Here is a 14,777-nt window from a genome sequence, read left to right as displayed (position 1 = left end):
CACGTAATTAAGAGTTATTATGCAAACCAAAAAAATGAATAAAATAGACGGTGGGACTGAAGCCATAAACAAAATCTACACATCCAGCACTGAAATTTTGGACTATGAAAACCTAAGTATTCAAAACTTAATCAAATCAAGAGCGTGGATGAAATTGAATGAGTACGAGAAAATTGGGGCAGCTTATACATACGTACGTGATGAAGTGAAATTTGGCTACAACATAAGTGATGATATTCCCGCAAGTAAAGTCCTTATTGACGGGTATGGTCAGTGCAACACCAAAGGTAATCTTTTGATGGCTTTACTTCGTGGTCTTGGTATTCCTTGCCGGTTTCACGGCTTTACCATAGATCAGAAACTTCAAAAAGGTGCGATACCAGGTTATATATTTTGGCTGGCCCCTAAATACATCATTCACAGTTGGGTAGAAGTTTTTTATGAAGGGCAATGGATTAATCTTGAAGGGTTCATTCTAGATCAATCTTACCTAAGTGCTATTCAAGCAAAATTCTCAAGTGAAAAAGGCTCGTTCTGTGGATACGGTGTGGCAACAACTCGTTTGTCAAACCCTGAGGTTGACTGGCAAGGGAAAGATACATACATTCAAAAGGAAGGTATACATGATGATTATGGTGTATATGACTCGCCAGATGATTTTTATTCTGAGGTTGGAACAAACCTCTCCGGAATTAAAAAGTGGCTGTATGAGCGACTAATTCGTCATCTAATTAATAGGAATGTTATGCGGATAAGAGGTTAAATCTTTGGCGTAATCTCTATGAATTTTTTTATTCAATTCTCAGATCTCATGAAATCAGTTGTTTAATACATACCTCTAGTTTTAATCTGTTAACCATTTTGCATAAGCTTCAACATCTATCATTGGTACCGTCCCAGCAAGTTGGAGTTGTGAAATGAGTTTAAACAAAAAGCCAGTGGCTGACTTGCGCTCCATGTCAACAACATACTGATCTGATTTAGTGTCACGGTGATAAAAACCATGAGCAGCCACGCAGCCCAAATCAAGTGAACCATCACCACCATTGTTGATTGAATTATGAAATGAGTCCCCGAAAGGAGGTTTCCAATCAGATTCCAAACACAGCAGTCCACCTATAATGTGAAATGGTGGCTTAGCGGGGTATTCACCACCAGCATGAGGAATTGGTAGGCTTGTTCTATTTAATCGACGAACACTTGCAATCTTTTTATGAGCATAATCTACTAATCCAGCATTCATTGTTTGTTTGGCTTCAAAAACAGCATAAACACTTTCTGCCGGAATTACAGTTGAGTTCTGAAATTTATGAATAAATGGTGAATATTGCCTATCAAATATCACAACATCAATTTGGTTGCTGAAAGTACCTTCACTGTCAACAACATGGGCTTTCAAAGCATGATACCTTGCTGGAAGGTATTCTTGAAAAAGTTCCAACCAAATATCCTCGCTTACATCACCTTTTTCTCCAGGGTGACCTATACTTGATCTTGCCCGGCTTAGATTGCTTTGAATTTCTTCATGCAAATCACCAAGAATTTTTTTTAAGTTCCAAGCAGTCATTTCATTATTTCCTCTAATTAACTATGTTATCTCAATTTGACATTCTATTTCATGCCCAGAAGCCAAAAAAGTAATGGCTGACATTTCAATGAAACTGTCATGGTTAACTTTTAAAATCATAAGCACCAGAAAGTTTGCTACAGTCGATTTATCATTTAGGATAGAGTGCATTGTTTCTATATCCATTTCACTTGGAATTGCGAGGGAGTTTGGGTGCGAGTGCCATTCACCAAGATAATTGAATTGAGCATGCTCATTGCCATATGCTTTACTGAGGTTTTTAAGTGATTTTCTTGCCTCATTTGCTTTCCGACGGAAAGATGCTTTATTGCCTTGCTTTTTTTGTATGGTAAATTCAACTAAACGGAATTCTTCATTATCAATATGCTCACCAAAAAGTATACCGCCAACTTCATTTTGCTTTGCTTCAATTAAAGCCATTCTCCAGCTTTCAAGAATTTCTTTGTCGATCAGTAATTTCATCAACTTTCTTTTTAATTATTTCTTCTATAAAACTATCTTGATGTTTATCTTTTATAACCGCGTTTTCTCGGCTTCGAATTGGTGCATTGACTTCGATAGGCTTAACATGAAACGCTGATTTAAAAATCCATTCTCGCTTAAAACCGATTAAGTATATTGGATAATCGTACTCGGAGGGATCCATATTCAACATAGTGTCAAGAGTTAGACTGCAAATGTGCCCCGCCATCATTGAAACTTCTGAATCAGTAGCTATATAGACTTCATCTTGGTCATGACCATCGTATCCTGAGCCAGAATGAAGGGGAGGGGGAGTGTCTATTTCCTCGTAGTATTGGTTAAGAGCTTGTCTTATATGAAACGGCGTAGGCTCATAGTTTTCCCTTGATCTTGCCATAAAACCACCAATGCCACCTGCAAAGATTCCTCCCCAAATAAGTGTGCTGCCAGAGCTTAGACTAATTGCTGCAAGATGATTGAGAACAGTGGGGTTTGCTGTTGCATCAATGATAACATTACAACTATTTAACGCTCCATTTACTGCTGCCATTTCTGTTGAAGATACTTGTGAACCGATTGCGACCCTCCGCACAGATACCTTGGCTTCTGTTGAAACAAGTTTGATTCGACGTGAAACTGCATTTACTTTATGTAAACCAACATCACGCCAGTCACAATCATGTCTCTCAAGATTTCCACTGTGAATGATGTCATCGTCAATGAGCTCGAAATTTTTCACTCCAGATCGCGCCAGTGAGACGGCAACTTTTGAACCTAATGAACCCAATCCAACTATACCAACTCGTGATGAATTCAAAAATACTGGAATCTCACCATTGCGAGAAGATGTTTCCGTAGGAGCAAGGATTGTATGAAAAGTATTTACCTTATTATCTTGAGTAAGGTCATAAAGTATAGGTAGCCCTTTATTTGGACATATCAAATACACTGCATCCTGCTTTTCGGTATTGATTATTGAATAAAATTCCGTTTTAGTAGCAATTTTTTTTAAATAGTCAATGTCAGCTTCAGTTTTTATTATTATGCAATCGAGTGAAGTTGATTCAATCCCTAACGTAGCAGGCAGTGATTGCTCATTCAATGACCAATCTTCACCTTTACCATCTTTTAAAAATGCTATGACAAACCCTTCACCACACCACTGAAGCCAGATTTTTGCATTTGCCAGGGTAGGGGCTTCCCTTAGAGTCTGCAATTGATTTTGAGACAAATAAAGTCGCCTGCTGGCATTACGTGACGAAATATTACTTGATACATTATGAGCTGAATTAGCAACAACAACTGTCCCGTCTTCTGCAGGTTCCTCAATACTCAATAAATTAAAAGCGCTTTCAATCACTTGTGCACCAGTAAAAGCAGGTAACCAATTATCTGGGCGATATTCTAGACATAAATCTTCTTGCCCATATTGGTGGCTAGATAAGCGCTCAGGATCCATTGGCTTAACTGTAGGGCATGTATTTGGAAAAGTATTGTGGTACGTTAATCGAAGAGGGAATTTTCGATGTGCTAAATGTATCTCGAATACCACCTGCAAAAGAAATTGATCATCGAATAACCACTCAACATTGCGTAGCCAATCGCTCTTTTTCATCAATGCATTGATTTCAGTTCTTTCTAAACTCAAACGTTCCTGGTTTTCTGACCACCATAATCTCACGCAAAATCAGCCGGCTTGTTTGGTGGTGTTGAAGGCGCTGAAGGAAAAGTAAGTGGAGACATGGTTGCAGCTTCTTGCATACCAATTGAGCTATCTGATTTTGAAGCCTTTGTCGAAGGAAAGCGATCACCCAGTATACGCCTCCAATGCTTGGTGGCTATATCTTGATCTTCTGCTGCCAAAGCTTTCGACGCTTCATCACGAAAATATTCAATTTTGTCATAGAATGCAGAAAACACTTCGCCAGTAACGCCATTTAGTAGATCTCCATTTTCAATGGCAGGATCATCAAGAGTAGGGCACAAGTCTAGGTCTCTATAAGTTGAATAATGGTCCACAATTTCATTAAATGTATCATGAAGAATTTGACCATAATGTGACTCATTTCTATCAATGTGCTTAGCTATAAGAGCTTCCAAAGCAATACTTTTGGGATGTTTGTTCTTTGTTGGAAACTCTCTACGGTTCCATTTCACCATTTTAACCATTGGATTGAATCTCATGTTTGCATCTGCATTAACTTTTGCTGACCAATTTGTATGTTCCTCTGGGTCTGTCAGGTACCATTCACCGGTGTTTCTGTTACCTATTCGATAATATCCTTCATCATTACGTTCCAGTATTGGTGAAACATCCATATCTGCTTTATTTGTTGAGATTGCAATTGAGCAACGATTGCGAGTAATTTTCGTTATCCCCAGTGTTTTACGGTTTCGGTTCAATGCAGAATATAACTCCTCAATTAAATCGTCTGGTGTTTTATAGTCAGAACTTGCAGGAGAAGTTGAACCATTTACGACAACATAAATGTCAATATCAGGTCGCTCAGTGTCATCACCTTTTTTAACTGGCCTGATTGCAGTCTTTCTTTTGTAGGACCCACCTAAAAATGTTCGTTTAACTTCATTCTTAAAATCATCGTCACTGGTAATTGCATCTCGTACTGATGTGTGTGCTGAAACAGATCTTGAATTAGTTGTTGCACTGGGGGTTATATCTTTAATGAATTCTAGAAACCTTGCATTTGGGGTCATTTTTTATTTCCTTGCTTTTTTGTAATGTCACCAGGTTATCTAGTAGGGTGTATTGTAAAAAACACAAGTCCGCAAGCTATCAAAGTATAAATAATATGTGAATATTAATGAAAAATGCTATTGTTTCGAGAAAATGTACAATTGCAGTCAATTAAATTGGTTAAGTATTGATGAGCATAAGTTCGATACTTTTCCCGCTATATCCGATACGCTTTAGTATTGGACATAGTGAAACAACCCATATATAATGCCATTTTGGATTGTAAATTTACTATATGGCCATCAAAAAACCATTCCCTTTGTATCCTGTGTACAGCGAATTAAAGGAAATTTCCTTATCTGATTACCCTCAGCTTGAAGCCCAATTAGAACAAATGAATGACTGGCAACGAAAACATTACAGCTGGGGCCAAATGTTTCTTGAGTATATTGGTCGTAATAAATCTGAACACACATATACGAGATTCAGAAATGAAACAGAAAGATTTTTGTTGTGGACAATATTGATTAAAGAAAAACCAATCGATAAATTCAAAAAATCTGATGTTCTTGAGTATGCAGATTTTTGTTGGAAACCACCAGCTTCATGGATAGCTGCCCACAACCACGATAAGTTTACTTGGAATGATGGATTCTTCAAATCAAACAAGTCCTGGAGGCCTTTTAAGCTACAAGCTCCCAAGAGCCAGAAAGATAAAGAAATATCTAAAAAAAAGTACAAACCATCACAGCAGACATTGGCTTCGACATTTACGGGAATTATTTCCTTTTTTAACTATTTAATGGGTGAAGAATTAGTATTAGGGAATCCAGCACAAATTGCCAAGAAAGATTGTAAACACTTCATTACAGAGTCTCAAATCAAGGAACCTAAACGTTTAACCGAAGACCAATGGCAGTTTGTTTTAGAAACAGCGCTGAACATGGCCAATGAAAACCCGTTGTATGAGCGTAACTTATTTATCATTGCATCATTGAAAGTACTGTTTCTTAGAATTTCAGAGTTGTCAGAGCGTAAAGAATGGTCACCTGAGATGGGACATTTTTGGCAGGATTCAACTAAAAACTGGTGGCTTCGTGTATATGGGAAGGGTCGTAAAATAAGAGATGTAACAGTGCCACCAGATTTTACCAAATATTTAAAAAGGTATAGAGTGTCAAGAAACTTATCCCCCTTACCTGATAGCAATGATAAATCAGCTCTGATTGAAAAAATTCGTGGTGTTGGTGGGATGACATCAAGACACCTAAGGAGACTTGTTCAGGACACATTTGACCATGCATATAAAATAATGAGCAACGCTGTGAGCCCCAGCGAGGCTAGAAAGCTAAAAGAGGCCACAACACACTGGTTGAGACACACAGGAGCGAGCATGGAGATCGAGCGAGGTCGTGCACTAAAGGATCTGTCTGAAGATTTGGGGCATGCCAGCATGGCTACAACTGATACTGTTTACGTACAAACGGAAAATAAAGTCAGAGCTGAAAGTGGTAAATCTAGAAAAGTGGATCTAGAAAAGTAATAATATTCAATGATTTAAGCATAGTCTATGACATGATTGGGCTAAATATAGTAAATCTGCCATTACAACACTGTCAGACCGCACAGTTCACTGGACTATATGACACCAGTGGCATTTGCTGAGCAAGCAGCATAAAATGAAATTATCTCATCCAAGCTGTGGTATTAAGTTTGGGGAAAGGTCACAAACATGCTATCTTTAGATCCATCATCATTAATCCACACATGAGTTTTTAGTTGTGACTCAATAACTTTTTTAGCAAAAAACTCTTGAATGTTTTTGGACATACTATCCCCTAAATCCCTTCAAACCTCTTTCTAGCAATTCGCGTGTATTGAACTGTGTTCTTGCCAGGTGATTTTTTTGATGACTCCATTGACTCATAAAAATCATGTCTGTACATCGTGTAAAGAGTGATGTGCTCCCGAATGCCATGTCTCCCCTGCTTTGCTCCCTTTAGTAGTACATCTATTTCAGGGTCATTTAAAAAACCTTTGGGCCTATTATGAAATTCAGAGATATTTTGCTTACTTTTTAAAATGCTCCTGTTGGAGCATACTACAATAATGATTATGAAAATGAGGTTGCCCAAGGATTATTATATTATAAGTCACAGTGTTTAACTGCCAAAAGTGAGAGCTAAGGAGGAAAGGTTTGAATTGTATGAATCAATCATTGAAACGGGATATATTATAAGTTCAATTATATAAAAATGATCATTAAACCTTAGAGTATGAAGATTATTCTAAAACAATATGATTTAATTGAGTAAGATTACGTTTAAATTTGATCAATGATCAAATTATTATTCATAGTTACTATTCTCAAGTTCTGATAATAAAGTTGATATGATTCAGGTTAATATTTGACCTAAATAATGCTGAAATATGAAATCTATTAAGATTAACCCTAATCCTAAAATTAAAATTAATTTGGATGACTCACTTATTCTTGAAGGTGATGCAATTCAATCAATTAAAGCTCTTCCTAAAAAGTCTATTAGTTGTGTCATAACATCTCCGCCTTATTGGGGGCTCAGAGACTATGGAATTGAGGGTCAGATTGGTCTTGAAAAAACACTTCCTTCATTTATTCAGGAACTTGTTACCGTGTTTGGAGAATTGAAGCGAGTACTAAAAGATGATGGTACTCTTTGGATAAACATTGGTGATGGATATACCAGCGGCAATCGAAGATATAGAGCATCTGATAAGAAAAATCCTGCTCGAGCCATGAGTGTTAGACCAGATACACCTGAAGGACTAAAGCCGAAAGATCTTCAGGGCATTCCCTGGAGGCTTGCTTTTGCATTACAAGATGATGGCTGGTATCTTAGAAGCGATATAGTATGGAACAAACCAAATGCAATGCCAGAAAGCGTTAAAGACCGCCCTACTAGGTCTCATGAATATCTCTTTATGTTCACAAAATCAGAAAAATACTTATATAACCAAGATTCTGTAAAGGAAAAAGGTGCTAATGGAAAACTTAGGAATAAAAGAACTGTGTGGAATGTTAACACACAAGGATTTCCGGGTGCTCATTTTGCTACATTTCCAACAAAACTAATTGAACCATGTATACTCGCTTCTTCAAACCCTGGTGATTATATCCTAGATCCATTTTTTGGATCGGGAACAGTTGGTCTTGCTGGAATACAACTCAATCGAAAGTTTGTAGGAATCGAATTAAACCCTGAATACGTCAGCATTGCTTTGAACCGTTTACTCTCTGCTACAGAAAAGAAAATTCAAAATAAATAAAATGAGTAGTATCAATTTACCTAACCCTGAGCTTCAAATTAGCTTCTCATATAAATTAGGGCAAATCAGAGAGGTATATCTACAAGAAGCACTTAGCAAAACAATCAAATCTCTAGATATTAAGACGTTAAATTTCGAACTTGATCAAATTGTGCCCGCTAAAGACTTAAAGCGTCTTGCTATGAAAAGTTTAAGGGCTGAGTTAATGTTTCCTGTTCCATGTTTGTTGATAGAAAATCCCAATTTATTAGGTTACTATCGTCTACTTCTTGGGTTTAGTCAAAAAGAGTTTTACAAATCTGAGTTAGGCCTGTCTCGCTTCAAAAGGATGGAAACAAACCAGTTCTTATCAAATAAGAATAGAGAAGATTTAAATAGTTTATGCAAAGAATTTGCTATAAGGGTTTCTGAGCTTATTGATGGTGTTGGTATAGATAGAATTAGTAAAGAATTTATTGATGATCTCACTTTACTTACCCTTGGCCCACAACTTAGAGGTGGAGCAAATAATAAAAGAGGAATTGATGCTATCACAGTAGTTTTTAAAATTATTAAAGATATAGTTCAACATGCTATACATGATTCAACATCTAGCTCAATTACACTGTTAAATTCATCAGAAAGGAGAGTGCAAATTAAGTTCGCTGCTGATCCTGATATCGTCATTCACGAAATCATGGATGAAGGTTTTGATGGGCACGCTTTACTAGCTATTGAAGTAAAAGGTGGAAAGGACATATCAAATATCCATAATAGAATTGGAGAAGCAGAAAAAAGTCACCGTAAAGCAAAATCGGATGGTTATGTTGAGTGCTGGACAGTAATAAATGTTGATCAAATTGATTTAAATTTATTAAAAAAGGAATCTCCTACGACTAATCAATTTTTTAGAATTAACCATTTAAACAATTTTAATTCTGATGAGTTTAAAAAATTTAGAAACAGTATCCTTTCATTAACCGGAATTAGAAGTGTTTAACTCTTTTTTTGTTTTAGTAGTTCAGACATTATTGGTAGATATCATACAATCCCGACCCAAGGTCGGAAGTGATAATCATGATTATTAACCATAATAAATTTTGTTGCATAATGTTGTAATTCTATAGATTTCCAGTTGTCTCTTTTCTAAATGAGACTCAATTAGAGTCACAAGATATGACACTAAGCTTAGAACTTGCTTGAAGTGCGAAATTATCAACTGAACAGCAAATCTATGACCAATAATACTTGCTCAAGCATCAACCAAAGCGCTATTGTTCCACCTAATATTAAAGTTAATAAACAAATATATTGAGCAAGCCTGTATTTTGTAGAAATTACTAAATATGGTAACTGTCTTTTATTTTGACTATATACCCATTGAGTCAATGAGTAAGATTGAATCTCAGGAGGGCAGAAAAAGGCAAAAATAGATGAACTGAATGCTAATAAAAAACTACCAATTGCTAATAATAACAAACGAAATGATGGGTGAAAGCTAATCTTGAAAGGTTCTGGCCAATTTTGTGTAATTTGAGTTGAAGACATTATTGCAGCAATCAATCCAAGAGTAAAAGCTAAAGTAATCCAAGATATTGAGAACAGTGGGAAAGATGAAATACCCCTGAGATTACTCCAATTTGTGAATGAGTCTAATCCTCTCAGTTCAATCGAGTACTTTCCAAGTTGATCATCATTCTCTCCACTTTCACCAAGATATATTGAATGAAACTTAGGATGAAATAAAAAGCATTCAGAAAATGAAGAACCATTCAACTTCGTGTCTCTAAAATCTACATTTTCGAATTTTACAAACTCAAAGTTACACTCAATAAAATTAGAGTCTGAAATACCAATGTTAATAAACCAACAATTATTAAAGGTGCATTTTTTAAATTTGGAAAAGCTAAAGTTACTAAATTTTTTATTATCACCTAGTGTTAAACCGGTTACTTTGCTTTCAATTAATGAAATTTTGAGTATAGTCTTTGCAAATTTACACCTATCCATGTTTATATTTGTGCCTTTAAAATCCATTTCCGTGTCCTCAGGCAAATTTATAAAACTGGATTTATGACCTACACAACCAGTAAATTTCAAGTTTGCATTTACACTCCCATTAAATAACAACTTTGTATTCTCAAAGACGCAGTCTTCGAATACAACATTTCGGATATTTTTAATTTTGTTATCTTTAAAAAATATGTTTTTAACAACAATCCTACCTTTGTCATCAGTAAGGTCCGATAAGTTATCAAAAAAAGCCTGGTTACAGTCTTTACTAGCTGTTAATACTTTTTTCTTTAGCAATGGATCTATAAATTCCATTCTGAAGTAAGCAACATCACCTAAATCTATTTCCTTTATCAAAATCTTATTCTCTCTATTTCTGATTTAATCGCTTCATGCTTACTTCCGTCATATAACTTTGTGGTTCTCACATCTGCATGTCCAGCTATTTCTTGAGCAATTTCTAAGTCTCCACCATTTTCTAGAAAATTAGTCATTCCAGTACCTCGAAATGTGTGATTCGAGATTAAGTTGGATAGACCGGCTCGTCTGGCTCTGCGTTTTACCATCGCCCAAGCATTTGTCCTGTTTAAAGCATTACCGGACATTGGGAAGCTGTGATCTGAAATATTCAAAATTATTCATCGGTCTCTCCAATATTGACTCTCTTTCCTTCAGGAGTCTTTGCATACATTTCGTCAATCAGCTCTTGCTCAGCAATTCCTTTTTCAACGACCAGGTTCAGAAACAAGAACAAATGCTCAGCAACTGCATCACGATCTTCATCGAGCATTCTTCCAGGATGAACAGATTCATTGCCAACTATTCTCGTCATGTCGATTGCTTTGAGAATTCGACTAGGCAGAATGTCTTTTTGAACAAGAGATTTTAGGTTGGCGTGAATATTTGTTCCGTCTTCACCCAGATGAATCATCATTTTTTGCAAAGCCAACCGCAATAGTGCCGCAGATCCTCTGGGTGAAAGATTAAAAACCTTTCTGGCTTCTTCAAAGTCTAATTTGACATTTTCAGGCATTGACTGATGAGGAGGTACACCTCCACCAACAGGTGGATAAATCATTATGTATTTTCGTACTTGATCACCATTTGCTTTCCAAAGCGAATGACTAAGGCAGTGGCTACACCGACATGCAACAATGTTGTTGATCGTTGCAAATGCTCTACCCCCTCTGTTTTTCGCTTCAATACCTGACAGGTCGAACCATTTCATTTGTGCATATGCGTTACAAATAGGGCAATTAAAAGCTGATGCTTTATGTTTTGGTGGTTTGTATGTGTCCATGTTCAAAATCTAATCCTCTCAATATCTGATTTACTGGCTTCGTGTTTCCTGCCATCATAAAGTTTGGTGGTCCTGACATCAGCATGACCGGCCAACTCCTGGGCAACATGTATGTCACCGCCATTTTCCAAAAAATTAGTGACACCGGTGCCGCGAAAAGAGTGATTTGACAGCAAAGCGGTCAAGCCTGCTTTTCGTGCGCGTCTTTTGATCATCTTCCAGGCATCTTTACGATTCAATGGATGATCAGATAATTCTGATTTGCCATTGATGAATGATCGGAACAGTGGATCTGTGGATTCAGGATCAAAGCCTGCCTGATGAATGTACTCTGAAACATATCGGGCTGCCAGGTGATGAGCTGGTATAGACTTTTCAATGCCACCTTTGTCAATCAGCCTGAATTCGGCTTCATGGCCATTGACATGAAAATCGCAGATCCGCATACCAACGGCTGCGGAAATACGGGCAAAGGAAAACATCATTACTGCCACCAATGCCCTATCCCTGTAATCGATCAACCGGGTACCATCGATGCTGTCAAAAAACTGTCTGGTTTGTTCTTGGGTGAGCTTTGGCGTTTTGCCGGTCCGGTAAACATGCCGTGGTGGTTTAACACCAGCAGCAGGATTGAACGCCATGCATTGGCGCTCAACCATGAAATCAAACAACATTTTCAAGGCTGACAGATGTTGCTTGATCGTTGGAGCTGATAATCCTTTGTCAAACCGTCTTTTGAACACCCCGATGGTTTTCTTATCGACTCCGGATGCTTTAAGGAAAGCCACTTGTTGATCAATGGTTTTTTTCCTCTTGGCCAGCTGAGCTGGCTTCAGGTCACGCCTAGGATTTAGCAACTCACGGTATGCTGCCACATGAACTGGTTCGATGTCAGCCAATGCCAAACTATGCGCATTGGCCCACTGAAAGAAAAATCGGCAGTTGCTCAAATATGCTGCCCTGGTGTTGGGGTTCTCAATGGATGAGGCAAAGAATGTTACAAAAGCCTCCTGAGTGGCTGCTGTGGCCTCGGCAATGATAACCGGCAGATTGGCTTGGCTGTATGAAATTAATTCCATTCTGGTTGATCTGGCTGCGCCCTATTTGGGTAACATAACGTGTTTTATGTTACCCTAAAGCGCATCCAATAACCACCATTAACACCGACCATTTGGGATAAGAAAAAGCCGCCTCATTAAGTTTTTTACAACTTTATTTTATTTGCCAATATATTTGGCATCTATTTCTAAGGTCAGCTCTCCACCGATATTTTTAACTCTAGTCAATGTTCCAATGATGCAGATTCCGCCTTGATAAGCATTCTTAAAATTAAGCTGTGTATTGCTGTCAGTGTATGCAATCAATAGTTTCTTTCCATAGTACTTATTACCGACCACCCCGAAATCAAAACTGAATAATAATGGGTTTTCAGTAGATTCTGACTCAATTGACATGCCCCTAAACTGGTAAGATTTCTCGTTAGCCTCTATGGGTGGAAACAGTAAAAGTCTGTTTCCTTCTATTGAGTTGTAAACTTTAGGGCTACATGATTTTAGTTTTTCTTTCCCTGACAACACATTGTTTTTATAAATTTCGAACTGCCTCGCTTCTTCCTCTTTAGCAGCTTTGGCCTTTTCAATTTCTATTTGTTTGAGTCTTTCAGTTTCTTTTTTCTTTTGTTGCTGTATTTTAGCCAACCTATCTTGCTCTTCTTGTTGTTTCTTCCTTAAAACCTCTTCCTCTTTACGTTGTTTTTCAGCGACTAAATTAATTTGATTGAGTTTTAAATTGGCTTTTTCATGGACCAATTCAGACCAAACCTGTAGACCTTCTAGATAAATACCTATCCATTTCTTGGCATCTTTTTCTGCTTTTTCATATCCCTTCTTTTTAGAATGATTGACGCAGTGATTTGATAATCCACTGTTGATTTCATTTAATGGAGAGCTTACACCAAAGCCATTCAGTGCTTTACAGTAGTGCTCACTTATCAAGTTGAGCGGGTGTACTCGCTTGAACGACCTAAGACAATATGTTGGCAAATCGTAAAATATTCCGTACTTCCTGGTGAAGTTATTATTTACATCATCTGGAAGTTCTTTGCTTGATGCTTGTAAGGCTTGGTAGAACAGTTTTCCATAATTACTATCGATACCGTATCGACATGTATTTTTGTCTAGTTGTATTGGGAATTTTGTCAGCTGCTCCTTGAGATAACTTCTATTCAAATCAGAAGTGGATTTATCAGTCAAAATCAATTCTGGTATTTCATTGGCAAAGCCAGAGTTAGAGAAGATGAATGCCATTGCCAAGAGCAATTTGCTTTTAAAACTATTTTTAAGGTGAATTTCATTTGAAAAATGTGCTGTCATAGTCAACCGTTAATGTAACTGTATATGATTGATCAAAGTTTGTTTTCACAACCTAATCTTTGCTTGCCTTCTTACTCGCCATCCCTGTCCAAACCCTTAAATGCATTGGCTTAAATTAATTTTTGCCACCATCTCCACAAAAAATATCAATTATTGCTAATGCTGTTTCATCAGTTGCAACATCAGCGACTTCTTCAGATGCATAAAACTTTTTGAATCCTGAGTATGCGCCATAACTATTTTTCCCGTTTATTTCGCCACAATATAACCCCCTGTTTGAAACTTTGAGATTTCTATATTTAACGGAAAATGGGTCTTTAAAATCTTTTGTTAGTTCGCTTTCTACCTCAGCTGGAAGCTTTTCAACATCAGTCCAAGTGGTATCTTTTGATTTAGATACTTCTGGATAAGATAACAGCATGGATAACAATGCTGAAGTAGTTATGGCTTTTGTTACTTTCATATGCATGGTTGTTTAGTTTTGATGTGTTCATATTAACACACTGGGAATGTCTGTTATCTCTTTGGATTAATAGTCAAAGGAAGCAGAGGCCTGACCATCATTGATTACCTTGAGGTTTTCAAATCTCACTCCTGCCCCATGTTCATCTTCCCAGTTACAGCCAAACTCTATACCGAATCGATGTTTGCCCAATTCACCAGGCTCCTTTATATGAATTGATACAATACCGCATAATGATTTAAGGTCGCTAGGAATTGTGATTTCTGGAACAACCTCATCTGAATTTTCATCAATCAAACATTCTAAAACATTTTCTCTGTTTTCCCAGTATTGATCTACCATCGCTTCGAGAGCAAATTGAATAATTTCACAGGAGTGATCACTCACCCATTTTGATTCGGCAAGGAATATGCTGCAATCTAACCCTTTGTCTGCACAGAACACAACTGTTCCGTCTGAGGGGGCCTTACTTGAAAGGGCTCCATATGGCCCATTCCTGACGTTTAACCCATCAAATCCAGGTGACTTAATTGTTGTGTAAATGAAGAATTCATCTGATGAAGTATCTGGATAAGTTGGAGCGTTTTTATTGTTCATGG

General features: G+C 37.2%; 16 protein-coding genes. 5 read left to right on the top strand and 11 right to left on the bottom strand.

What is annotated here, in order from left to right; all coding sequences use genetic code 11:
* Positions 1-19: 19 nt before the first annotated feature.
* Complete coding sequence (locus B0475_RS02730) at positions 20-763, top strand: transglutaminase-like domain-containing protein (protein ID WP_232781829.1); 744 nt, start codon at positions 20-22, stop codon at positions 761-763.
* Positions 764-844: 81 nt separating this feature from the next.
* Here B0475_RS02730 and B0475_RS02725 read toward each other — a convergent pair whose 3' ends face one another.
* From B0475_RS02725 to B0475_RS02710, 4 genes are read right to left on the bottom strand one after another with little or no spacing between them, the layout of a single operon-like run.
* Entirely contained in the window at positions 845-1,567 is a 723-nt protein-coding gene (locus B0475_RS02725; protein WP_077409906.1) for a DUF6602 domain-containing protein, read from the bottom strand.
* Positions 1,568-1,588: 21 nt separating this feature from the next.
* Entirely contained in the window at positions 1,589-2,050 is a 462-nt protein-coding gene (locus B0475_RS02720; RefSeq protein WP_077409905.1) for a Mov34/MPN/PAD-1 family protein, read from the bottom strand.
* Complete coding sequence (locus B0475_RS02715; protein WP_077409904.1) at positions 2,019-3,731, bottom strand: ThiF family adenylyltransferase; 1,713 nt, start codon at positions 3,729-3,731, stop codon at positions 2,019-2,021. The genes B0475_RS02720 and B0475_RS02715 overlap by 32 nt, the downstream gene beginning before the upstream one ends.
* Positions 3,728-4,765 carry an SMODS domain-containing nucleotidyltransferase gene (locus B0475_RS02710; protein WP_077409903.1) on the bottom strand — a complete coding sequence of 346 codons (1,038 nt, stop codon included), beginning with the start codon at positions 4,763-4,765 and terminating at the stop codon, positions 3,728-3,730. Before B0475_RS02710 ends, B0475_RS02715 begins: the two co-directional genes overlap by 4 nt.
* 275 nt (positions 4,766-5,040) lie before the next feature.
* Between B0475_RS02710 and B0475_RS02705 the strand changes: the two genes are divergently transcribed.
* The 4 genes from B0475_RS02705 to B0475_RS02685 all read left to right on the top strand — a co-directional run bounded on the left by B0475_RS02705 (position 5,041) and on the right by B0475_RS02685 (position 9,030).
* On the top strand, positions 5,041-6,288 hold the full coding sequence (locus tag B0475_RS02705) for a tyrosine-type recombinase/integrase (protein WP_077409902.1): 1,248 nt from the start codon (positions 5,041-5,043) through the stop codon (positions 6,286-6,288).
* Positions 6,289-6,342: 54 nt separating this feature from the next.
* On the top strand, positions 6,343-6,423 hold the full coding sequence (locus tag B0475_RS18020) for an integrase core domain-containing protein (RefSeq protein WP_077410603.1): 81 nt from the start codon (positions 6,343-6,345) through the stop codon (positions 6,421-6,423).
* Positions 6,424-7,175: 752 nt separating this feature from the next.
* Positions 7,176-8,051, top strand: coding sequence for a DNA-methyltransferase (locus tag B0475_RS02690; RefSeq protein WP_077409900.1), 876 nt, complete (start codon positions 7,176-7,178; stop codon positions 8,049-8,051).
* Between the two features lies 1 nt (position 8,052).
* Positions 8,053-9,030: an XcyI family restriction endonuclease gene (locus tag B0475_RS02685; protein ID WP_077409899.1), complete on the top strand. Its 978-nt coding sequence runs from the start codon at positions 8,053-8,055 to the stop codon at positions 9,028-9,030.
* A 215-nt stretch (positions 9,031-9,245) separates the two neighbouring features.
* Here B0475_RS02685 and B0475_RS02680 read toward each other — a convergent pair whose 3' ends face one another.
* The 7 genes from B0475_RS02680 to B0475_RS02650 form a co-directional block, all read right to left on the bottom strand.
* Positions 9,246-10,400 (bottom strand): pentapeptide repeat-containing protein, encoded by a 1,155-nt coding sequence (locus B0475_RS02680; protein WP_077409898.1) that lies wholly within the window; start codon positions 10,398-10,400, stop codon positions 9,246-9,248.
* Positions 10,397-10,648 (bottom strand): tyrosine-type recombinase/integrase, encoded by a 252-nt coding sequence (locus B0475_RS02675; RefSeq protein WP_077409897.1) that lies wholly within the window; start codon positions 10,646-10,648, stop codon positions 10,397-10,399. Before B0475_RS02675 ends, B0475_RS02680 begins: the two co-directional genes overlap by 4 nt.
* A 29-nt stretch (positions 10,649-10,677) precedes the next feature.
* Positions 10,678-11,343 carry a DUF4145 domain-containing protein gene (locus B0475_RS02670; protein WP_077409896.1) on the bottom strand — a complete coding sequence of 222 codons (666 nt, stop codon included), beginning with the start codon at positions 11,341-11,343 and terminating at the stop codon, positions 10,678-10,680.
* 2 nt (positions 11,344-11,345) lie between these two features.
* Entirely contained in the window at positions 11,346-12,422 is a 1,077-nt protein-coding gene (locus B0475_RS02665; RefSeq protein ID WP_077409895.1) for a tyrosine-type recombinase/integrase, read from the bottom strand.
* 138 nt (positions 12,423-12,560) lie between these two features.
* Positions 12,561-13,715: a hypothetical protein gene (locus B0475_RS02660; RefSeq protein WP_077409894.1), complete on the bottom strand. Its 1,155-nt coding sequence runs from the start codon at positions 13,713-13,715 to the stop codon at positions 12,561-12,563.
* A gap of 115 nt (positions 13,716-13,830) precedes the next feature.
* Positions 13,831-14,178, bottom strand: a complete 348-nt coding sequence (locus B0475_RS02655) for a hypothetical protein (protein ID WP_157892657.1) — start codon at positions 14,176-14,178, stop codon at positions 13,831-13,833.
* Between the two features lie 66 nt (positions 14,179-14,244).
* The gene (locus tag B0475_RS02650; RefSeq protein WP_077409892.1) at positions 14,245-14,775 is read right to left on the bottom strand and encodes a DUF6985 domain-containing protein; all 531 of its coding nucleotides are present in this window, start codon (positions 14,773-14,775) and stop codon (positions 14,245-14,247) included.
* Between the last annotated feature and the right edge of the window lie 2 nt (positions 14,776-14,777).

Source organism: Marinicella sediminis (genome assembly GCF_002000055.1).
GTDB classification, from domain to species: Bacteria; Pseudomonadota; Gammaproteobacteria; order Xanthomonadales; family Marinicellaceae; genus Marinicella; species Marinicella sediminis.
The sequence above is the reverse complement of the archived record's forward strand: the minus strand, read 5'-3'. Positions and strand labels throughout refer to the sequence as shown.